17 protein-coding genes and 1 riboswitch are annotated in these 20,765 nt (G+C 75.2%); of the genes, 12 read left to right on the forward strand and 5 right to left on the reverse strand.

The features are described from left to right. Window positions 1-21 precede the first annotated feature (21 nt). The 5 genes from ACFYML_RS23845 (at window position 22) to ACFYML_RS23865 (ending at window position 6,376) form a co-directional block, all read left to right on the forward strand. Window positions 22-1,020: an alpha/beta fold hydrolase gene (locus tag ACFYML_RS23845; protein ID WP_387422747.1), complete on the forward strand. Its 999-nt coding sequence runs from the start codon at window positions 22-24 to the stop codon at window positions 1,018-1,020. Window positions 1,021-1,162: 142 nt separating this feature from the next. Beyond that, window positions 1,163-3,280: a HelD family protein gene (locus ACFYML_RS23850; protein ID WP_387272458.1), complete on the forward strand. Its 2,118-nt coding sequence runs from the start codon at window positions 1,163-1,165 to the stop codon at window positions 3,278-3,280. Window positions 3,281-3,371: 91 nt separating this feature from the next. Further along, complete coding sequence (locus tag ACFYML_RS23855; RefSeq protein ID WP_387272460.1) at window positions 3,372-4,286, forward strand: cation diffusion facilitator family transporter; 915 nt, start codon at window positions 3,372-3,374, stop codon at window positions 4,284-4,286. 144 nt (window positions 4,287-4,430) lie between these two features. Continuing rightward, window positions 4,431-4,563: riboswitch (cyclic di-AMP (ydaO/yuaA leader) on the forward strand. Window positions 4,564-4,567: 4 nt separating this feature from the next. Next, window positions 4,568-5,635, forward strand: a complete 1,068-nt coding sequence (locus ACFYML_RS23860; protein WP_387272462.1) for a coiled-coil domain-containing protein — start codon at window positions 4,568-4,570, stop codon at window positions 5,633-5,635. A gap of 108 nt (window positions 5,636-5,743) precedes the next feature. Beyond that, complete coding sequence (locus ACFYML_RS23865; RefSeq protein WP_387272463.1) at window positions 5,744-6,376, forward strand: hypothetical protein; 633 nt, start codon at window positions 5,744-5,746, stop codon at window positions 6,374-6,376. 22 nt (window positions 6,377-6,398) lie between these two features. Here ACFYML_RS23865 and ACFYML_RS23870 read toward each other — a convergent pair whose 3' ends face one another. Beyond that, window positions 6,399-6,851, reverse strand: a complete 453-nt coding sequence (locus ACFYML_RS23870; RefSeq protein ID WP_073835630.1) for an SRPBCC family protein — start codon at window positions 6,849-6,851, stop codon at window positions 6,399-6,401. 102 nt (window positions 6,852-6,953) lie between these two features. Next, window positions 6,954-7,316 (reverse strand): STAS domain-containing protein, encoded by a 363-nt coding sequence (locus ACFYML_RS23875; protein ID WP_357434863.1) that lies wholly within the window; start codon window positions 7,314-7,316, stop codon window positions 6,954-6,956. 430 nt (window positions 7,317-7,746) lie between these two features. Here ACFYML_RS23875 and ACFYML_RS23880 point away from each other — a divergent pair, with 430 nt between their 5' ends. Next, on the forward strand, window positions 7,747-8,151 hold the full coding sequence (locus tag ACFYML_RS23880; protein WP_387422748.1) for a hypothetical protein: 405 nt from the start codon (window positions 7,747-7,749) through the stop codon (window positions 8,149-8,151). A 52-nt stretch (window positions 8,152-8,203) separates the two neighbouring features. On the opposite strand, the gene ACFYML_RS23885 is transcribed toward ACFYML_RS23880, so the two are convergent. Next, a complete protein-coding gene (locus tag ACFYML_RS23885) occupies window positions 8,204-8,842 on the reverse strand; it encodes a maleylpyruvate isomerase N-terminal domain-containing protein (protein ID WP_387422749.1) in 639 nt (212 codons plus the stop codon). A 121-nt stretch (window positions 8,843-8,963) separates the two neighbouring features. Then, on the reverse strand, window positions 8,964-11,711 hold the full coding sequence (locus ACFYML_RS23890) for a cellulose binding domain-containing protein (protein ID WP_387422750.1): 2,748 nt from the start codon (window positions 11,709-11,711) through the stop codon (window positions 8,964-8,966). Window positions 11,712-11,996: 285 nt separating this feature from the next. Between ACFYML_RS23890 and ACFYML_RS23895 the strand changes: the two genes are divergently transcribed. Further along, window positions 11,997-12,677 (forward strand): BON domain-containing protein, encoded by a 681-nt coding sequence (locus ACFYML_RS23895; protein ID WP_387422751.1) that lies wholly within the window; start codon window positions 11,997-11,999, stop codon window positions 12,675-12,677. Window positions 12,678-12,840: 163 nt separating this feature from the next. Then, window positions 12,841-13,392 (forward strand): DsbA family protein, encoded by a 552-nt coding sequence (locus ACFYML_RS23900; RefSeq protein WP_387422754.1) that lies wholly within the window; start codon window positions 12,841-12,843, stop codon window positions 13,390-13,392. Window positions 13,393-13,468: 76 nt separating this feature from the next. On the opposite strand, the gene ACFYML_RS23905 is transcribed toward ACFYML_RS23900, so the two are convergent. Continuing rightward, window positions 13,469-16,312: a LuxR C-terminal-related transcriptional regulator gene (locus ACFYML_RS23905; protein WP_387422755.1), complete on the reverse strand. Its 2,844-nt coding sequence runs from the start codon at window positions 16,310-16,312 to the stop codon at window positions 13,469-13,471. Between the two features lie 189 nt (window positions 16,313-16,501). On the opposite strand from ACFYML_RS23905, the gene ACFYML_RS23910 reads away from it, so the two are divergent. From ACFYML_RS23910 to ACFYML_RS23925, 4 genes are read left to right on the forward strand one after another with little or no spacing between them, the layout of a single operon-like run. Continuing rightward, window positions 16,502-16,927, forward strand: a complete 426-nt coding sequence (locus ACFYML_RS23910) for a hypothetical protein (RefSeq protein WP_387422829.1) — start codon at window positions 16,502-16,504, stop codon at window positions 16,925-16,927. Continuing rightward, complete coding sequence (locus tag ACFYML_RS23915; RefSeq protein WP_387422756.1) at window positions 16,924-18,075, forward strand: alcohol dehydrogenase catalytic domain-containing protein; 1,152 nt, start codon at window positions 16,924-16,926, stop codon at window positions 18,073-18,075. Before ACFYML_RS23910 ends, ACFYML_RS23915 begins: the two co-directional genes overlap by 4 nt. A 31-nt stretch (window positions 18,076-18,106) precedes the next feature. Continuing rightward, entirely contained in the window at window positions 18,107-19,282 is a 1,176-nt protein-coding gene (locus ACFYML_RS23920; RefSeq protein ID WP_387422757.1) for a saccharopine dehydrogenase family protein, read from the forward strand. Between the two features lie 54 nt (window positions 19,283-19,336). Continuing rightward, a complete protein-coding gene (locus tag ACFYML_RS23925) occupies window positions 19,337-20,416 on the forward strand; it encodes a MerR family transcriptional regulator (protein ID WP_387422830.1) in 1,080 nt (359 codons plus the stop codon). Window positions 20,417-20,765: the final 349 nt, after the last annotated feature.

Here is a 20,765-nt window from a genome sequence, read left to right on the forward strand (position 1 = left end):
GTCGGCCCGGGGGAGGTGGACATGCCGGAGCACCTGGAGGTACGGCTGTCCGACGGCGTACGGCTGCACGTGGCGGCGACCGGGCCGGTCGACGCCGAGGTCACCGCGGTCCTGCTGCACGGCTGGACGCTGGACGGGCGCAGCTGGCACCGGCAGTTGGCCGCGCTGCGGGCGCGGTACGGCGACCGGGTGCGGGTGGTCACCTACGACGCCCGCGGGCACGGCCGGTCGAGCTGCATGGCGCTGCGTACGGCCACCCTGGCCCAGCTCGGCGACGACCTGGCCGCGGTGCTGGACGAGGTCGTCCCGCACGGGAAGGTCGTCCTGGTCGGGCACTCGCTGGGCGGGATGACGGTGATGGAGTACGCCCACCGCCATCCCGCGCACTTCGCCGCCCGGACCGCCGGGCTGGTCTTCGTGTCGACCACCGCCGAGGGGCACACCCACACCGGCTACGGGCTCTCGCCCCGCATCGCCCGGTTGATCCGGCTCGCCGAGACCACCGGCGCCGGGATGCTCGCCCGCTGCGGCGCCTGGCGTCCGCCGCACGCCCTCCTCCGCGCATTGCGCCCGAGCATCCGCTGGATGCTGTTCGGCGACCGCTGCGACCCGGCCGACATCCGGCTGGTCACCTCGGCGGTGGCGCACGCCTCGCTCCGCTCGATCGGCGGCTTCCGCGCCTCGATCGGTGCCCAGCACCGGCTGGACACCCTGGCCGCGCTCGGCCGGGTGCCGGCCGCCGCGCTGGTCGGGGACCGGGACCGGCTCACCCCGCCGCCCTGTGCCGAGTCGATCGCCGCCGCGCTGCCCAGCACCGAGCTGACGGTGTGCCCAGGCGCCGGCCACATGCTGATGATGGAACGGCCCGACGAGGTGAACGCCGCCCTCGCGGCGGTGCTCGACCGGGCCCTGGCCCGGCCGGCCACGCCGGCCGCCGAGCCGGTCGCTGAGCCGGTCGCTGAGCCGGTCGCTGAGCCGGTCGCGCCCGGCGGTGCCGGCCGCGCCCGGGAAGCGGCCTGACCCGTGGTGGGAACGCCCAGATAACGGGCAACCGGCACGCGCGGGTGCCGGGCACCGGCATGGCCGCGACAACGGCCGGGAGGGCGGCCCGTACCCTCATTCAGCCCGCCGTACCCGCCGCGTGACCACAGGAGCCCCCGCCGTGAGCGACCAGACGACCCTGGAACGGGAGATCGCCGTGGAGCAGCGGCATCTCGACCGGGTGTACGCCCGGCTGGCGGAGCTGCGCCGGTCGGCCGCCGACGCCGAGCGGGAGGGCTACCGGCTGGCCCGGGTCGGCAACTTCGGCGCGCTGGTGGAGCGGGACGCGATGGTCTTCCACGCCGCCCAGCGCCGGTACGTGCTGGACGCCGAGCACGAGGGGCTGGTCTTCGGCCGGCTGGACCTGCGTACCGGGCAGGTGCTGCACGTGGGACGGCTGGGCATCCGCGGGAAGAACGCCGAGACGCTGGTGGTGGACTGGCGGGCGCCGGCCGCCGCCGCCTTCTACCAGGCCACCCCGGCCGAGCCGATGGGCGTGGTCCGCCGGCGCACCATCCAGTCGTCGGCGGAGCAGGTCACCCGGATCGAGGACGACCTGCTGGACCCGGAGTCGGCGCCGCCGGACCTGGCGGTGGTCGGCGACGGCGCGCTGCTGGCCACCCTGTCCCGGGCCACCGGACGGGGCATGCGGGACATCGTCGCCACCATCCAGCGCGAGCAGGACGAGGCGATCCGCTCCCCCGGCTCGGGCGTCACGCTCGTCTCCGGCGGCCCGGGCACCGGGAAGACGGCGGTGGCGCTGCACCGTGCGGCGTACCTGCTCTACTCCGACCGGGCCCGGTACGCCGGCGGCGGGATCCTGGTGGTCGGCCCGTCCAGCGTGTTCGTCGAGTACATCGCCTCGGTGCTGCCCTCGCTCGGCGAGGAGACCGCCACCCTGCACTCGCTCGGCTCGCTCTTCCCCGGCATGTCGGCGACCCGTACCGATCCGCCCGAGGTGGCCGCGGTGAAGGGGTCGCTGCGGATGCGCCGGGTGCTGGAACGCGCGGTCCGGGACGCGGTGCCGGACTCCCCCACCGAGCTGCGCCTGCTCTACCAGGGCGAGCTGCTCCGCCTGACCAGGGACCAGCTGGACGCGATCCGGAACAAGGTGCTGCCCCGTGGCGCGCGCCGCAACGAGGTGCGCCGGGCCGGGTTCGACGGCGTCCTCGCCGCCCTGTACGCGCAGGCCCGCCGGCTGCGGATCGGCCGGCTGCCGGAGCAGCCCGCGTTCGAGGACGAGATCATCGACCGGCCGGAGTTCCGCGAGTTCCTGAAGGCCTGGTGGCCCCGGTTGCACCCCCGGCACGTGCTCGGCTGGCTGGCCCGCCCGGAGCGGCTGCGCCGGTACGCGGGCGGTGTCCTGTCCGGCGCCGAGATCCGGCTGCTCACCGAGGCGTACCGGACGCTGGACCGGGCCGGGCTGACCATCGCCGACATCGCCCTGCTGGACGAGCTGGACGCGCTGCTCGGCAAGCCGGTGCAGCGGGCGAAGCCGAAGCGCGACCCGTTCCAGCTCGCCGGGGGCGTCCGGGAGCTGAGCACGTTCGCCGACCGGCAGCGGGCGGCCCGGGCCGCGGCGCGCGAGCGCCCGGAGGACTACCGCGACTACGCCCACGTGGTGGTCGACGAGGCGCAGGACGTCTCCCCGATGCAGTGGCGGATGATCGGCCGGCGGGGCCGGCTGGCCTCGTGGACGGTGGTGGGTGACCCGGCGCAGACCGCCTGGACCGGCGACCCGGAGGAGCTGACCCGGGCCCGGGACCAGGCGCTGGGGCGGCGCCGCCGGTACCGGTACGAGCTGACCACCAACTACCGCAACTCGGCGGAGATCTTCGCAGTGGCGGCCGCGGAGATCCGCCGGCTCTACCCGGACCTGCCGCTGCCCACCGCGGTCCGCTCCACCGGCGTCGAGCCGGTCGAGCTGGCGGTGCCCCCCGCCGAGCTGGCGCCGGCCACCGTGGCGGCGGCGCGCGCCCTGCTGGCCGAGGTGGAGGGGACGGTCGGCGTGATCACGCCGGTGCCGCGCCGGGACGAGGTCGCCGGCTGGCTGGGCGAGCTGGGCGGCGGCCGGCTGCAGGTGGTGACCAGCCTCCAGGCCAAGGGCATGGAGTACGACGGCGTGGTGCTGGTGGCCCCGAGCGAGATCCGGGCCGATCCGGGGTCCGGCGTCCGCACGCTCTACGTGGCGCTCTCCCGGGCCACCCAGCGCCTCACCACCCTCGACCCGGTGGGCTGACGGCGGCTCCGGCGACCCCCATTCACTCGCACATATAGCGATGTGAGCATAGATTGGGTCGGGCCGGGGTGCGGAACGGAAGGGTGTGGGCGTGGGCGCAGGTCATGACCACAGCGGCACGGTCGCCAACGCCGCGCACCGCCACCGGGGCCGGCTCTGGGCCGCCTTCGGGCTGCTCAGCGCCCTGATGGTGGTCGAGGCGGCGACCGCCTTCGCGACCGGCTCGCTGGCCCTGCTCTCCGACGCCGGGCACATGTTCACCGACGTCCTCGGCATCGGCATGGCGCTGGCCGCGATCACCGCCACCCGGCGCGCCGAGACCGATCCGCAGCGCACCTTCGGGCTCTACCGGCTGGAGGTGCTGGCCGCCCTCGCCAACGCGGTGCTGCTCGGCGCGGTCGCCGCGTACGTGCTCGTCGAGGCCGTCCGCCGGTTCGGCGAGCCACCGGAGGTCCTCGCCGGGCCGATGCTCGCCGTGGCGGTGCTCGGCCTGCTCGCCAACCTGGTCGCGTTCGGGCTGCTGCGCAGCGGGGCGCAGGAGAGCATCAACCTGCGCGGGGCCTACCTGGAGGTGCTCGGCGACCTGCTCGGCTCGCTCGGCGTGATCGGCGCCGCCCTGGTCATCACGTTCACCGAGTGGTGGTGGGCGGACCCGCTGGTGGCCGTCGCGATCGGGCTGTTCATCCTGCCGCGCACCTGGCGGCTCGGCCGGGCCGCGGTCCGCATCCTGGTGCAGGCCGCCCCGGAACACCTGCAGGTGACCGCCGTGCACGACCGGCTGGCCGCGGTGCCCGGCGTCGCCGAGGTGCACGACCTGCACGTCTGGACGCTCACCTCCGGCATGGACGTGGCCTCGGCGCACCTGACCACCACCCCCGACGCCGAGGTGGGCGAGGTGCTCGCCGCCGCGCGGGCCGCGCTGCACGATGACTTCCGGATCGATCACGCCACGTTGCAGATCGAACCCGGGGCGTCACCCGGCGCGTGCGGATCCGTCGAGTGGTAATTGAGGACAACCTTAATTCCAAGTGGCTATTGTGCACTAGTGCCGGCTTATGCCCGATTCCCGTTCGCCGCCTACGGCGACGGGCCGGAACAGCGCCGGTAGGCTCGGTCGCGGCTTCCGCCGGGCGACGCCCAGCAGCGTCCGCGGTGGCCGTCGCCTAATCGCCACAGCACGGCGAGCCGGGGAACCACGTACCTGGGGTGCATCCGCGTCAGCGGTAGGGATCTTCCGTCCCGAACCCGTCAGCTAACCCGGTCGGCGGTTGACGGAAGGACACGTGAATGCCACCAGTGGCACCTGTACGAAGGACGGCCGCCCGGTTGGCGGCCCTGCTCGTCGCGGCGCTCGCCCTCGGCGTCGCGGCCACGCCGGTCTCCCCCGCCTCGGCGGCTCCCCCGACCGGCCTGCTCGCCGCCGCACCCGGCGACGACGAGGGCGGCACACCGGCGCTGCGCGCGCAGCTCGACGCGGCCAGCAAGGGCTGGCTGGAGGCGCGGACCGCGTTGAACCGGTCGGTGAGCCGGCAGCAGCAGCTCACCGCCCAGCTCAAGACGATCAACAGCGAGCTGGGTGTACGCGACGCCAAGGTCGGTGAGCTCGCCGGGTTGGCCTACCGGACCGGGCGGCTCGGCACCGCCGCGGCGCTGCTCGGCAGCAGCAACCCGGAGGGCTTCATGGACCGGGCGCTCACCCTGCAGCAGGTCGCCGCACACGAGGACCGGGCCCTGCGCGACCTGATCGACACCCGGGACCAGGCCACCCGCACCCAGAACGCGCTCAACGGCGAGATCCGGGAACATCGCAAGCAGGTCGCGATCATGGCCAAGCGCAAGGCACAGGCGGAACGCGCGCTGGAGGTGGCGAACAACCGAACCACCGGCACCGCCGGCGGCAGCGTGCAGGGCACGTCCCGGGCCAACGCCACCCCCGCGAAGCGCAACGCCGACGGTTCCTGGCCCGCGGAGTCGTGCAGCGTCAACGACCCGACGCCCGCCGACGGCTGCATCACCCCGCGCACGCTGCACGCGCTCCAGCAGGCCAAGGCGGCCGGGTTCACCCGGTACGTCTCCTGCTACCGGCCCAGCGGCTCGGGTGAGCATCCCAAGGGCCGGGCCTGCGACTTCGCCGCCCAGAAGAACGGCTTCGGCGGGGTGGCCACCGGCGGCGACAAGACGTACGGCAACAACCTGGCCGCGTACTTCATCCGCAATGCCGACCCGCTCGCCGTGCTCTACGTGATCTGGTACAAGCAGATCTGGCTGCCCAGCAGCGGGTGGAAGGCGTACAGCGGGGGCAACGGCGACCCGTCCAGCGACCACACCAACCACGTGCACCTGTCGGTGTACTGAGCCCGCGGTGGCCCGCCGCCCGGCGGGCCACCGTACGCCCACCGACGTACGCCGGATGTCGTCGCGCGGCCCACGACGCCGGGCCGGCGACGGCCGAGCATCGAGGGCATGAGCCGACTCTCGCCCACCACGCGCAAGGCACTGCTCACCCTGCACCTGGTCACCTCGCTGGGCTGGCTCGGCGCCGACCTGGTGCTGGTCACCCTCGGCATCGCCGGGCTGCGCGGCGCCGACCCGGAGGTGGTCTATCCGGCCGCCGGGCTGCTGGTCACATACCTCTTCGCGCCGCTGAGCGTGGCGGTCTGGCTGGTCGGGCTGGCGAGCGCGCTGCTCACCCCGTGGGGCCTGCTGCGCTGGCGCTGGGTGCTGGTGAAGTTCGCGATCACCACCGGGATGCTCGGCCTGGTCCTGCTGCTGCTCACCCCGACCGTGCGCGGGCTCGCCGAGCTGGGGCCCGAGCTCGCCACCCGGGACCGGCTGGACCTGGTCATCCCGCCGGCGGTCTCCAGCAGCCTGCTGATCCTGATGACCGTGCTGTCCACCTACAAGCCGTGGGGACGGCTGCGCCGCGCCACGTCGGCGACCCGGCGGCCGGCCGACGGCTCCAGCGACGGCTTCCGGTCGCGGCGCGGGGTCAGACCGGCCTTCATTCGGCCCGGAGCGCCGCCTGGCGGCGCGGAGGCCGAATCATGGCCGCCAGCCGAGCCGGAGTTGCCGCAAACCGCCGGGCGGCGGGCCTAGCCGGTAGGGTCGCCGCACCGGCTCAGTCGGCGTGCCCCTCGAGGGTCGCGCCGAGCCGGCTGGCCAGGCCGAGATGGGCCGCCCGGGCCTGCCGGAAGGCGTACCCGAACAGCGGCGCCGGGGCGGAGAGGGTGATCTCGACGTCGATCCGCACCACGCCGCCGGGCTCGTCCCGCAGCCGGGTGTGGTTGCGGACGGTGGTGGCCGGCTGCTGCCGGGCCACGGTCACCACCTCGTCCTCGTTGGCGACCAGCACGTCCGCCTGGTAGGTGACCGGGAAGTGCAGCGGCCCGAGCGCCAGCCGGTCGGTGATCGCGTAGCTGGCCAGGGCGCCGGGCCGGGGCGGGAGCTGGCGGACCCGGACGATCAGCGGATGCAGCTCGCCCTGGCGGGTCAGGTCGCTGAGCAGGGCGACCGCCTCCGCCCGTGCGCACCGAGCCTGCACGGTGTAGCTGAAACTGTCGCTGCTGAGCAAGCCGTACTCCCCTAGCCGTCGCCGGTGGGCACGATCGTCCCGTACCGGGGGCCGGCTGGCAACGGTCGGAAGACCCGGTCCGGGCGGTCCGCCTGGCAGGGCTCAGGCGCCGGGGAGCACCTCGGGCGTGGGGGTGTCGGCGAAGTACGGCTCGGGAGCGCCGAAGAGGCCGAGCAGGCCGGTGACCCAGAGCTGCCGGTGCACGAACCGGCTCGGCTCGGTGACCACCAGCTTGACACCGCTCACCTCGGCGGTCTGGAAGCCGGCGACCATGGCGCTGATGCCGACCGAGTCGATGAAGGTGACCAGGCGCATGTTCAGCTCGATGCGGGCGGGCCGGCCCTTCGCAAGCACCTCGGCGATCGCTTCCCGCACCTCGTACGCGGTGTCGACGTCGATCTCGCCCCGCGGGGCGATCTGGACGACACCACCCGGCTGAACAGACTTCACGATCGACAGGCTCACGCGAACACCTCCACTCGCCCGTACGGGCGCCTCATCAGTACGCGGGCCGCGACCGAGAGTATTCCTCCGACGGCCTCGGTCGCCACCCCTCGGGATGAGCAATTCGCGGACTGGGCACACCTGGGCATCCCAATCCGGACCTTCCAGTTCCTATTTCGGCTACGACAGGCTCTCACTATTCAACGACCGACGAGGGTCGCCGATCCGCCGACCCAGGGTAGCCGCCCCCCGCTCGCCGGGCCCGCACCCGGCCCTCGGCGCGTTCGGGTGGTCTGTCCCATCCTGCCCCAGTCGGCCGCGACGGGGCGCGCCGGGGTGGTTTGCGCCGAGTCCGCTGCGGGCACTGGCCGGGATGGGCGGACCGTCCCGCGCCCGATCGTCGCCGGAGTCCGAAGTGGCCGTCGGCCTTCGGCACCCCGAGGAGGTAACCATGTTCGGATCCACCCTGCTGGACCGTCGCAGCAAGCCCGAGCGGATCGCGGACCACGCGTGGCAGCAGTTGTTCTCCGCTGTCGACGCCGCCGGCGACAGTGTCCGGGGCGCCGCGCGGTCCGCCCGCCGCAACGGCTCCGGCCTCGCCGACGACGCCAGCGACCTGGTCGGCTCGGCTGCCGAGGAGGCCCGCCGCCGGGCCACCCTGGCCTTCGACGCGCTCGCCGGCCGGCGGCCGGCGCTGCCCTGGGCGCTGCTGATCAGCGCCGCGCTGGCCGGCGCTGCGGTCGGCTGGGCGGCCGGCACCTTCGCCCGGGCGGCCGGCAGCCGAGCCCGGGAACTCGGCGAGATCGAGTTCGTGGACGTGGACCGGCCGGACTCGGCGGCCGGCCTGGACCGCTGACCCGCACGCCACGACGGCGGTGTCCCGAGTTCGGGGCACCGCCGTCGGCGCGTCAGAACGCGGTGACGCTCGCCGGCGCCCGTTCGGCCCGGCTGAGTGCCCGCAGCACGGCCGGCTGGCCGTGCCGGCGTACGGCGAGGCGGGCGAGCAGGGCGAGCACCGGGTCCAGCACGTCGGCCGGCAGCTCCGGGGTGGGTACGCCCAGGCTGAACGCGAGGTCGTCGGAGTGCACCGCCAGCTCCATCAGCCGGGTGGTGAGATAGTCGTCCAGCGCCAGCGACCAGGGCCCCCGGGCCAGGTGCACCACCCGCCCGTCCGGCTCGGCGGGCAGCGCGACGGCCAACTCGTCGACCGCGGCGCCGACGGCAGCCAGCAGCGCCTCGGGGCCGTCCGCGGCGATCCGTTCCCCGGACCGGCGGATGCCCACGTTCACCTCGTCGTCGACCGACGCGCCGATCCAGGTGCCTCGGGCGTAGTGGTCGAGCAGGCCGATCGGCTCGCCCGGCGGCACCGGCTCCGCCAGCACCGTGGGCACGGCCAGGATCTGGAAGGCGAGGTGGCCGGCGAGTCCGCCGATCCGGAACTCGGCCAGCGCGCTCGGGGCGTCCCACTGCTTCGCCACGGCCGGGTCGGCGAGCAGCGCCGCGGCCGAGCGGGCGGCGGTCAGGTAGGCGGTCCTGATCGGGTGCATCGGGCGTACCCCTCTCGTCACGGGTCCGAGGGGTCGAGCCTACTCAGCAAGATCGACCACGGCGCGGGCCCGGATGCGGCGGTGGCCGCCCCGCGGACGGGACGGCCACCGCGCGGCCCGGTCAGCGGGCGACGATCGCGGTGCAGGTCAGCGCCGGCACCGGGTTGGTGCCGGTCCAGCTGGCGAGGAACCCGAAGGTGGTGCTGGCCCCGGTGCCGAGGGCGCCGTTGTAGCCGGCGTCCCCGACCACCACGAGGGTGCCGTTCTGGGTATACGTCCCGCCCCACAGCTGGGTGATCCGCTGCCCGCCGGCGTAGTTCCAGGCCACCGACCAGGCGCTGGTCGGCGAGCCGTTGTTGCGGACCGTCACCTCACCCTGGAAGCCGCCCGCCCACGAGTTGGTCACCCGGTACGTCGCCGTGCAGCCGCCGGCCGGGTTCGGCGTGGTCGGCGCCGGACTGGTCGGGGTCGGGCTCGGCGAGGTCGGCGTCGGGCTGGGTGACGTGGGCGTCGGGCTGGGTGACGTGGGCGTCGGGGTGGGCGTGGTCGGCGTCGGGCCGGGGGTGCCGCCGAGCCGGTCCGCCACCAGGATGCCCCGGCCGTTGGTGCCGAGGTAGACCCGGCCGTAGACCCGCGGGTCGCCGGTCAGCGCCTCGCCGGCGTTGCCGTACTGGTGCTGGTCGTCGTTGATCCGCACCCAGCCGGCGCCGACGTTGTCCGAGCGGTAGACCCCGGGCGTCCCGTCGACGGTGCCGATGGTGAACAGCGCCGGGTAGCCCTGCCCGGGGGCCGCCTTGCCGAAGCCCACGTTCACCGCCGAGCTGACGTTGGTCAGCTTGGTGAAGCTCGCGCCGGAGTCGGTGGAGTGCCACAGTCCGCCGTCGCCGGCCAGCCAGACGTCGCCCTCCCTGCCGGGCAGGGCCTTGAACTTGACCCCGCTGCTCGGCAGGCCGGCGGCGGCGGTGGCGGTGAAGCTGGCCCCGCCGTTGGTGCTGACATAGAACCGGCCGCCGCTGAAACCGTAGAACCGGTTGGGGTTGACCCGGTCGGATTCGACGGTGGCGTTGGCCGGAATGCCCGTCGCGGCGATCCACGAATTGCCGAAGCCGACCGAGCGGACCACCTGCTGGCCGGCGTCGCCCGGGGCCCAGACGAACTGGCTGCCGTCGGCGGACGCGGCCACCGTGCCGCCGCTGTTGATCCCACCCGGCTCGGTGCCCTGGAACCAGTTCGCCCCGCCGTCGGTGGAGAAGGCGACGTGGCTGTCGTTGGGGCGCTCGGCGTCCGTGAAGTTGCCGCTCCGGACCAGCACGGACGGCCTGGTCTCGGCGTAGTCGAGGCTGGTCGTGCTGGTGAAGACCGGCTGGGTGAACATCGTCGACGGCACCGCGTCCAGGTCGGTGTGGCGGAAGCCGCCGATGTCGCCGAGCCCGCTGACCAGCGGCGCGCCCGACGGCGGGCTGACCAGGTCGAGCACCGCGGTCTCCTCCAGCCCCTTGACCATCGGCCGGATGGTGAGCTGACCGCCGACGTCCCAGCGGGTGAGGTCGGTGGTGCCGTAGATGGTGGCACCCGTGCCGTACATCATCCGGTTGCTGTCGAACGGGTCGATCTCCAGCGACTCGTTCATCCAGCCCAGCTTCGGTGTCTCCTCGGGCGGCGACGGGTTGCTGCCGAAGGTCAGCCAGGGTACTGAACTGATGTCCATCGCGTACTTCTTGATCTTGTTCGGGTAGCTGCCCCAGTCCCAGATCCGGGCCCAGGTCGCGCCGCCGTCGGTGCTGCGCCAGAAGATCGCGTCCGGCCACCAGGAGACCTGGGTGGCCACCATCACGGTGTTCGGCCGCTGCCGGTCGATGGTCAGGCCGGAGTAGCCGAAGTACGCGTCGCTGCTGGTCGACGGGATGGGACTGATCCGGGTCCACGCGCCGGTGGCCCGGCTGAACTTCCACACGTCGCCCTTGCCGCCGTCGTACGGGCCGCCGGTGTCGCTGGTGGCGAGGTACAGGTAGCCGCCGACGGGGTCCACCACGCCCTTGTGGGCCAGGTAACCGGTGGGCTGGCCGGGGAGCCGCTCCCAGGTGGCGCCGCCGTTGGTGCTCCGGTAGACCGGGTTCTCCTTGTCCGCCACACCGACGTAGACGGTCTGCGTGGCGTTACCGGCCATGCCGGTGCTCTTGTCGAAGGTGACCCAGGTCAGGCCCTGGTTCTGCGAGTTGTAGCCGCTGCTGTCGTTCGGATCGGCGCGGTAGTTGCCGACGTTCGGGAAGTTGGCGACCTTGGCCCAGGTCACCCCGTAGTCGGTGCTGCGCCACAGCCCGTTGCCGCCCTCGGCGCCGTAGTAGAGGACGCTGTTCCGGTTCGGGTCCACGGCCAGCCGCTCGCCCATGCCCCGGCCGGGCATGTTGCCGCCGTTCTTGAACGGCAACGAGGTGGCCTGCCAGGTGCGACCCTTGTCGGTCGAGCGCAGGATCGCCCCGTTGTTCGGGTCCCAGTTGTTGGTGTACATGCCGACCGCGGCGTACACCCGGTTGGTCTGCACCGGGTCGGTGGCGAGGCTGACCACGCCGTTCCAGCCCCACTTGTCGGCGCCCACCCAGTCCAGCAGCGGCGTCCAGGACTGGGTGGACTGCTCCCAGCGGTACGCCCCGCCGATGTCGGTGCGCGCGTAGATCAGGTTCTTCTCGGTCGGGTTGAAGATGATGCCGGGGACGAAGCCGCCGCCGTCGATCCGGACGTTCTTCCAGCTGTACGGCTCGGCCGCCGCGGCGGCGGCCGGTGCGGCGGGTGCGGCGGTGAACTGCACGGCGACGGCCGCCGCGGTGGCGGCCAGCGCGGCGGCGGCCACGCCGGCGAGACTTCTGCGCATGGGCGGTTCCTCTCGGTTGCCTGCGGGGTGCCGGCGGTCGACGGACGACCAGGCCGACGTCGGGTCGGGGAGCTGCCCGGGCTCCCCGTCGGCGTGCTGGCTCCCGCAGCCGAGGGACACTCACCCTAACCGTTGCCCCGCCAGGCTTGGAAGCGCTCCCAAGCAAACTCGGCTCATTCGGTGCGGGTGAGGGCAGGTCACCCGGGGAGCGGCCACGATCGGAGCCGGCGCGGATCCGTGCCGGGCACCGCCGCGCCGCGAACCGATCCGGGAGGGAGAGCACCGATGGCCGCAGGGACGATCATGCGGACCGACCAGGACATCCAGTCCGACGTCCTCGACGAGCTGACCTGGGAGCCCCGGGTACGCCCCAACGAGATCGGGGTGACCGTCACCGAGGGGGTGGTGACGTTGACCGGCTGGGTGGACAGCTACGCCAAGAAGTGGGCCGCCGAGCGGGCCGCGCACCGGGTGCTCCGGGTACGGGCCGTCGCCAACGACCTCGCCGTGCGGATCGCCACCTCCGCCGAGAAGAGCGACCCGGAGATCGCCACCGCCGCCACCCGGGCCCTGGAGTGGGACGCGTTCGTGCCGGTCGAGACGCTGGACGTGACGGTCACCGACGGCTGGGTCACCCTGCACGGCCAGGTCGAGTGGGAGTACCAGCGCCGGGCCGCCGAGCGGGCGGTCGGCCGGCTCACCGGCGTACGCGGGGTGAGCAACGGCATCACGGTCCGGCCCGGCACCCGCACCGACGCGCGGGACCTGGCCGAGCGGATCGTGGACGCGCTCGCCCGCAACGGCGCCACCGAGGTGGAGGGGATCAGCGTCCGGATCCACGGCGGCGACGAGGCGGTCCTGGAGGGCCTGGTCCGTTCGATCCCGGAACGCGAGGAGATCGAGCGGGTCGTCTGGTCGGCCCCGGGCATCCGGGAGGTGCACAACCACGTGGCCGTATCGCCGTGAGGCGAATGACCCGGGCCGGGTGAGCCCGGCTCACCCCGTCGCGGACGAGGCTGGGAACCATGACTGATCCGAACGGGTTGATCACGCCCGGGCGCGGCGCGTCCGGGTACCCCCGGCCGGCGATCCCGGCCGGGCGGATCCTGCGGCGGCCGGAGGTGGATCGATGACGACGCCACTGCAGGTCACCAGCGCCCGGTTGCGCCTCCCGGTGACCGAGACGGACCACGCCCGGGGGCCGGCCGACGCGACGGTCACCATCGTCGAGTACGGCGACTACCAGTGCCGGTTCTGCGGGGCCGCGTACGCGAACCTGGCCGAGGTGCTGCGCCAGCGCGGCGACACCGTCCGGCTGGTCTACCGGCACTTCCCCATCACCAACGTCCATCCGTACGCCGAGAGCGCGGCGGAGGCGGCCGAGGCCGCCGGCCGGCGGGGGCGGTTCTGGGAGATGCACGACTGGCTCTACCAGCACCAGGACCAACTCGACCCGGTGCACCTGTCGCTCGGCGTCGAGCAGCTCGGGCTGCCGCCCGACGACGTGGACACGGAGGTGGGCGGGCACGCCCACGCCGACCGGGTCCGGCGGGACTTCGTCGGCGGCATCCGCAGCGGGGTGACCGGCACCCCGACGCTCTTCGTCAACCACGTCCGCCACGAGGGCGGCTACGACGTCGCCGAGTTGCTGGCCGCGGTCGACGCCGCCGCCACCCCCTGACGCCCGAGCGACGGGATTCACGAAGCGAGTGCCCATCCCCGGCCGGATGGGCACTCTCTCCGGGCACGAGGGCGCGTCAGATCAAGCGGAGTTCGCGGGCCCGGCGGACGGCCTCGCGGCGACGGGTCGCGTCGAGCTTGCGGTAGATGTTGCGGACGTGAGTCTTCACCGTGTTGACCGACAGCGACAGCTCGCTGGCGATCTCCACGTTGGACAGGATGCTCTGCAGGTAGCGCAGGATGGTCAGCTCGCGCTCGGTGAGCGGCTCGTCCAGCGCGCGCGCCGGCCCACTCGGACGGTCCGGCGGCTCGACGGAGCGCCGCTCGTCCGCCCCGCGTACCAGGTCGCTCACCGTCGCCCAGTGCGCCGTGCCCGAGTCCAGGTGGGCGGCGAGCAGGTCGCGTACGCCCGGCTCGGCGCGCGTGAAGACCCGCCGGTAGCCGTCCGGCTCGGCCAGGTCGAGCACCTGCTCCAGGACCCGCCCGGCCCGCCGGTCGTCGCCGCTGTCGTGGGCCAGGACCGCGTCGAGCACGCCGGCGGCGAGCCGGACCGGCAGCGGCCACGACTCCGCCCCCGGCCCGGACCAGTCGGGCAGCGCCCGCCCAGCCGCCCGCCGGTCCCCCGCCCGCAGCTCCACCCGGGCCAGTGCCACCCCCACCGCCGCCACCTCCCCGCCGGACCCGGCCGCGTCGTCCGCCCGCTCCGACGGCGGCGCGCCGGCGGACCCCGCCTCGATGGCAGCCCGCAGCGCGTCGGTGAGCAGGGCGCGGGCGCTGTCCACGTCGCCGACGGCGGCGCGGAGCTGCGCCTCGGCGGCGGTCAGCGCGGCGGTCAACTCCCGGCCGGGCGACAGCTCCCGGGCCGCGGCGAGGATCCGCAGGGCGGCGGCCGGCTCGCCGTCCGCGGCCAGCAGCTCGGCCCGACAGAGCGTGGCCAGCGCGGCCGCGCCCGGCGCCGTGGTGGCCGGTCCCGCGAGCGTCAGGTTCGCCGCCGCCTCCGCCGGTTCGTCGCGGTGCCACGCCACCAGGGCCAGCGCGAGGTACGCGTGCCCGCAGTCCAGCCGGCACGACCAGCCCTGGCAGGGCGGCATCGCCAGCGCCTCCCGCGCGGTCCGTTCGGCTGCCCGCAACCCGCCCCGGGCCGCCGTCAGCAGCGCGGACCGGCTGGCGCAGACCAGCTCCGTACGCGGCCGTCCCGCCCGCCGGGCCGCGTCCAGCGCCGCGGTGAACCGCTCGGCGGCGACCGGCAACTCCCCCTGGGCCAGCCCCACCAGCCCGAGTGCGGTGCCGGCCACCGCCCCGGCGTCGGCGTCCTCGCCGGCCCCGGCCCGCGGGTCGTCCCCGGGGCCGACGGCGGTACGGGTGGCGAGCAGCCGGGCGGCGGCCCGGCGTACCTCGGCGTGGTCACCGGCGAGCCGGGCCAGGGTCAGCTCCAGTGCGGTGGCCAGCCGCCGGAACCGGTCCCGGCGCGGTTCGGGCAGCGCACCCGCCTGGTCCACGGCGCGCCGCAGGTACCCGGCCGCCGCGTCGACGTCACCGTCGTACGCCCGCTCGGCGGCGCAGGCCAGCGCCAGCTCCGGGTCCCGGCGTACCGCCTCGGCGGGCGGCTCGGGCGGCGCCGGGGCGGCCGGCCGGTCCCGGTCGTACGGGGCCAGCTCCGGCCACCGGGCGATCAGCAGCTCGGTGGCCCGGTTCCACTCGCCCGCGGCCAGCGCGTGCCGCAGCGCCTCGGCCGGCCGGTCGTGGTCCCCGTACCAGCCGGCGGCGCGCAGGTGCAGGTCCCGCAGCTCCTCCGCGGGGAGCCGGCCCAGCTCGTCGCGGAGCAGGTCGGCCAGCAGTGGATGGCACCGGTACCAGGGTGGGCTACCCCCGTCGTGCTCGACGAAGCCGCCCGCCCGGGACAGGTCGGCGAGCACCTGCCCGGCGTCGCTCCGCCCGGTCACCGCCTCGGCCAGATCGGCGCACACGGCGGTGGCGATCGCAGTGCGCCGCAGCACGTCCCTGGCGTCCGGGCGCAGCGGGGCGAGCACCTCGTCGCGCAGGTACCCGGCGACGTCCGGCTGGTCACCGGTGAACCGCTCGACCGCCCGGGCCGGATCGGCCTGGGCGCGCAGCGCGAGCGCGGCGAAGCGCAGCCCGGCCGGCCAGCCACCGGTCCGCTCGTGGAGCCGGGGCACCGCCGCGGCGGGCAGCGGCACCCCGTGCGCGACCAGCAGGTCGGCCACCTCCTCGGCGGTGAAGGCCAGCTCGTCCGGGCCGACCTCGGTCAGCTCCCCGGCCAACCGCCACCGGTGCAGGGCCAGCGGCGGGTCGAACCGCGCGCCGACCACCAGCCGCAGCCGCCCCTCGGCGTGCCGCAGCAGGAACTCCAGCCCGGTCAATGCGCCGGGGTCGGTGATCCGGTGCAGATCGTCCAGGACCAGCCGCACCGGGCGTTCCCGGGCGGCGAGCGCCGCGGCGAGCAGTTCGAGCTGGTCCGGGCGGGGCGGACGGTCCGGCACCGGCGGCTGTGGACCCTCGTCCGGGACGCCCTCCGCGGCGGCCCGCAACGCGGCCGCCAGGTATGACCAGAGCCGCGTCCCGGTGTCGCCCTCCTCCACGGTCACCCAGGCCGTCGGCGGCTCGTCGCCGACCGCCCGCGCCCACGAGGCGAGCAGGGTGGTCTTGCCCCAGCCGGCCGGCCCGGAGACCAGGGTGACCGGCGCCGCGACCCCCTGCGCCAGCCGGGCCAGCAACCGGGGCCGGACCAGCACCGGCTCGGGCAGGGCGGCCGGGGCGAGCCGGGAGGCCAGCAGCGGCGGGAGGGCATCCTGGTCCGCGCCGGTCACCGGTCCGGCGCTCCCGGACGGCGCCGGGCCCGCCGGCACCGTGACGTCCCCCGGCGTCTCGGCGACCTCGACGTGGTCAGCCTCCTCCGGCATGCGGCCCCTCCCCCGTCGCGTCCGCTCCCCCGTCGGTGCGGGCAGCGGTTACCCGGCCCGGACCGGTTCACCCCTTCGGGGCGAACCCGCTTCACCCGCCCCGGCCGCACCCTGGAGACACGCGGGCGGCCGGCCGCGCGTGACCGGCCGCCCGACGACCCGCGACGACGGGAGGGGCCCGTGGCACGGATGGGACGGCTGGCCGGTGGCGGGAGCAAGGTGGCGAGGGCCGCGCGCACGCTGGTCGTACGCCGGCGGGAGCGCTGGCCGCAGGCGGCCGGCACCGACCCGCGGCCCGGGCGCTGGCAGGTGGTGACCGTGGCCGGCCGGCCCGAGGAGGTGCTGCCGCGGGGCCGGTGGCCGGAGCCGCTGCGCCGGCTCTACGGCACCGTGGAGCTGTACGCCCGCCCGGCGCCCGGCGGGCGCGGCACCGAGCTCGCCGCCCGGCTGCTCGGCAACGCGCCGGGCCTGCGCGGGATGGTCGCCCACCTGGTCGGCGACGATCCCGGCCGGTTCATCCGGCAGGCCCTGCGGGAGGCCAAGCAGCTCGCGGAGACCGGCGAGGTGCTGCGGGCGGACCGCGCGCGCTGGGACCACCCCGGGATGCCCGGGTGAGGGCCCTCTGCTGGGAGGGCGCCAACGCGCTGGCGGTCCGCGAGGTCCCCGACCCGGAGCTGCGCAACGCCCACGACATGATCGTCCGGGTACGACGGAGCGCGACCTGCGGCGCGGACCTGCCGCTGCTCGCCGGGCGGATCCCGTACCTGGCCGCCGGGGACGTGCTCGGGCACGAGTTCCTCGGCGACGTGGTCGAGGTCGGGCCGGAGGTACGCCGACACCGGGTCGCCGACCGGGTGGTGGTGTGCGCCGGGATCGCCTGCGGGGCCTGCTGGTTCTGCCGGCAGGGGCTCTTCGCCTGCTGCGACAACGGCACCACCGGCGCGTCGGCGGCCGAGTCGGCCTGGGGCCAGCCCACCGGCGGGTGCTACGGCCACCCCGGCCCGCTGGGTGGCTTCGCCGGCAGCCACGCCGAGTACGTGCGGGTGCCGTACGCCGACGTCGGGGCGTTCGCGGTGCCGGAGGAGGTCAGCGACGACCGAGCGGTCTTCGCCTCGGACGCCGCGCCGACCGGCTGGCTGGGCGCCGAGCTGGGCGAGATGCGGCCGGGTGACGTGGTGGCGGTGTGGGGCGCGGGAGCGGTCGGCCAGCTCACCGCCGGGGCGGCGCTGCTGCGCGGCGCGGACCGGGTCGTCGTGGTGGACGACCACGACGACCGGCTGCGGATGGTGGAGCAGCACGTCGGCGCGGAACCGCTCAACTACCGCTTCGTGGACGTCCTCGCCGAGCTGCGGGAACGCAGTGGCGGCCGGGGCCCGGACGTGTGCGTGGAGGCGGTCGGCATGGCGGCCGAGCCGCCGGGGCTGCTCGCCGGCCGGCTCGGTGGCGGCGCGGAGCGGTCGCTGGCGTTGCGCGAGGCGGTGCACGCCTGCCGCAAGGCGGGCACGGTGGTGGTGCTCGGCACCTGGACCGGGGGCGTCGACACGTTCCCGCTCGGCGCGGTGATGCAGAAGGGGCTGACCGTCCGCAGCGCCCGGCAGCACGGGCAGCGCTGGATCCCGATGCTGCTGGACCGGATGGCCCGCGACGAGCTGCGGACCGAGCACCTGGCCACCCATCGGTTGCCGCTGGAGCGCGCCGCGGACGGGTACGCGCTGTTCCGGGAGCGTGCCGACGGCTGCGTCCGGGCGGTCTTCTCCCCGTGAGCCGGACGGCGGCGGATGGCACACTCGGCGGATGCGCGACGACCGGCCGTACGACCTCGTCCTCTTCGGCGCCACCGGGTTCACCGGCGGGCTGACCGCCGAGTATCTGGCCCGGCACGCCCCGGCGGGGCTGCGGTGGGCGCTGGCCGGCCGCAACCCGGGCAAGCTGGCCGCGGTACGGGACCGGCTGGCCGCGATCGACGCAGGCCTGGCCGAGCTGCCGCTGCTGACCGCCGACGCCACCGACCCGGCGTCGCTGCGCGCCGTCGCGGAGCGCGGCCGGGTCGTCGCCACCACCGTCGGCCCGTACATCCACTACGGGGAGCCGCTGGTCGCGGCGTGCGCCGCCGCCGGCACCGACTACGTCGACATCACCGGCGAGCCGGAGTTCGTCGACCTGATGTACGTCCGGTACCACGCCGAGGCGGTGCGCACCGGCGCCCGCCTGGTGCACGCCTGCGGCTTCGACTCGACCCCGCACGACCTGGGCGCCTGGTTCACCGTCAGACAGCTCGCCACGGACGGGCCGGTCGCCGTGGACGGCTTCGTCCGGGCCGGCGGGCGCTTCTCCGCCGGGACGTACCACTCGGCGCTGACCGCGCTGTCCCGCACCGGGGAGACGAGCCGGGCGGCGCGGGCGCGCAAGGCGGTCGAACCCCGGCCGGCGGGGCGCCGGGTCCGCGCCGTACCGGGGAAGGTGGGCCGGTCGGCCGAGGTCGGCATGTGGGCGGTACCGCTGCCCACCATCGACCCGCAGATCGTCCGCCGGTCGGCCGCCGCCCGTCCGGAGTACGGCCCGGACTTCCGCTACCGCCACTTCGCGGCCGTGAAGCGGCTGCCCACCGTCCTCGCCGCCGGGGTGGGCCTGGCCGGCCTGCTCGGGCTGGTGAAGCTGCCACCGACCCGGCGCTGGCTGCTCGGCCGCCTCTCCTCCGGGCAGGGGCCGAGCGCCGAGCAGCGGGCGAAGTCCTGGTTCCGGGTCCGGTTCGTCGGCACCGGCGGCGGCCGGACGGTGCACACCGAGGTGGCCGGCGGCGACCCGGGGTACGACGAGACCGCGAAGATGCTCGCCGAGTCGGCCCTGTGCCTGGCGTTCGACGACCTGCCGCCCACCGCCGGGCAGGTGACCACGGTGACCGCGATGGGCGACGCCCTGCTGGACCGGCTGACCCGCGCCAGCATCACCTTCCGCGTACTGGAGCGGTGAGACTTGACCCTCGAGCGGGTTGAGGGCCCAGGATCCGGCGGCGTGGAGAGCGAACTGCGCAGCATCGGCGAGCTGGCCCGGGCCAGCGGCCTCACGGTGAGCGCGCTGCGGTTCTACGACCGGTCCGGCGTGCTGGTCCCGGCGCTGGTCGACCCGGCCACCGGCTACCGCTGGTACGGCGACGACCAGATCGCGCCGGCCCGGCTGGTCGCCGGGCTGCGCCGGGTGGGGATGCCGCTGGCCGGGATCGCCGACGCGCTGCGGCACCGGCACGAGCCGGCGCTGGTCCACCGGCTGCTGGACGCGCATCTGCGGCGGCTGGAGGACGGCCTCGCCGACGCCCGCCGTGAGCTCTCCCGGATCCGTACCCTGATCGATCCCGAGGAGATTCCCATGACCACCCGTCTCGTGCTCCCCCGCGCCGACCTGGCCGCCGCCGTCGATGCTGTCCGGTTCGCCGTCGGCAGCGACCCGGACCTGCCGGTGCTGTCCGCCGTGCTGCTGGAGGTGGAGGCGGACGGCGTACGGCTGGTCGCCACCGACCGGCACCGGCTGGCCGTGGCCCGGGCGGGCGGAAAGGTCGACGGTCCGGAGGTCCGGGCGCTGCTCCCGGCGGACGCGGTCGACGAAATGCGCACGCTGCTCGACACCGGCGTCGGGATCACCCCGGAGGCGCACCTCACCGTCGCCGCGGACCGGGTCGAGGTCTCCGTCGCCGGCCGCGCGATGGCCGCCGCGGCGCTGCCGTACGACTTCCCGGACTACCGCCGGCTGCTGCACGGCCAGGTCGGCGGCGCGCCCGCGTACCGGATCCCGGTCGACGTGGTCGCGCTGCGCGGCGCGCTCACCGCCGACGACGTCCCGCTGCTGCTCCGCGAGTACGCCGGGGTAGCCGTCAAGGTGACCGTGCTCGGTCTGGACGACCGGGGCGGGCTGCGCGTGGTCCCGCCGGACGAGGCGGCGGACCCGGACGCGGTGCGGGTCGGGGTGAACCGGGAGTACCTGCTCGACGCCCTGGACGCCGGGGACCGCGGTCAGCTCGTGCTGGAGCTGGACGGCCCGATCGCCCCGTTGGCAATCCGCCGCCCGGACGACGCGGACGCGTTCTCCGTCCTCATGCCGATCCGGCTCTGACCGCCCCCTTGATCCGCCCGGCACCACGCCCGAGCGTCGACGCGCCCGCCGCTCACTCTGGGTGATCCCGCCTGGCCACCGCACCACCCGCACTCCCGCCTTTGCTCTGCAGCCATCGGCGCAGCAGGCACCCAGCGTTGCCTGCTGCGTCCGTGGCTGCAGAGCAAAGGAGCGGGCGGGGTGGGCGGGGGCGCGCGGCGTCTCCCGGAGGATGACCAGGTCACGCGGCTATCGGAGCGAAGGAGCGCCCAATCGACTGGCCTCGGCGGTCGGCGCCTGTCACGCACCGTCACGCCGACGGCCGGCAGCCGCCGGATCACTCACCGCCACCAACCGGGCGTCGGCCAGC

The sequence above is a fragment of the Micromonospora sp. NPDC007230 genome (assembly GCF_042869115.1).
Taxonomy (GTDB): domain Bacteria; phylum Actinomycetota; class Actinomycetes; order Mycobacteriales; family Micromonosporaceae; genus Micromonospora.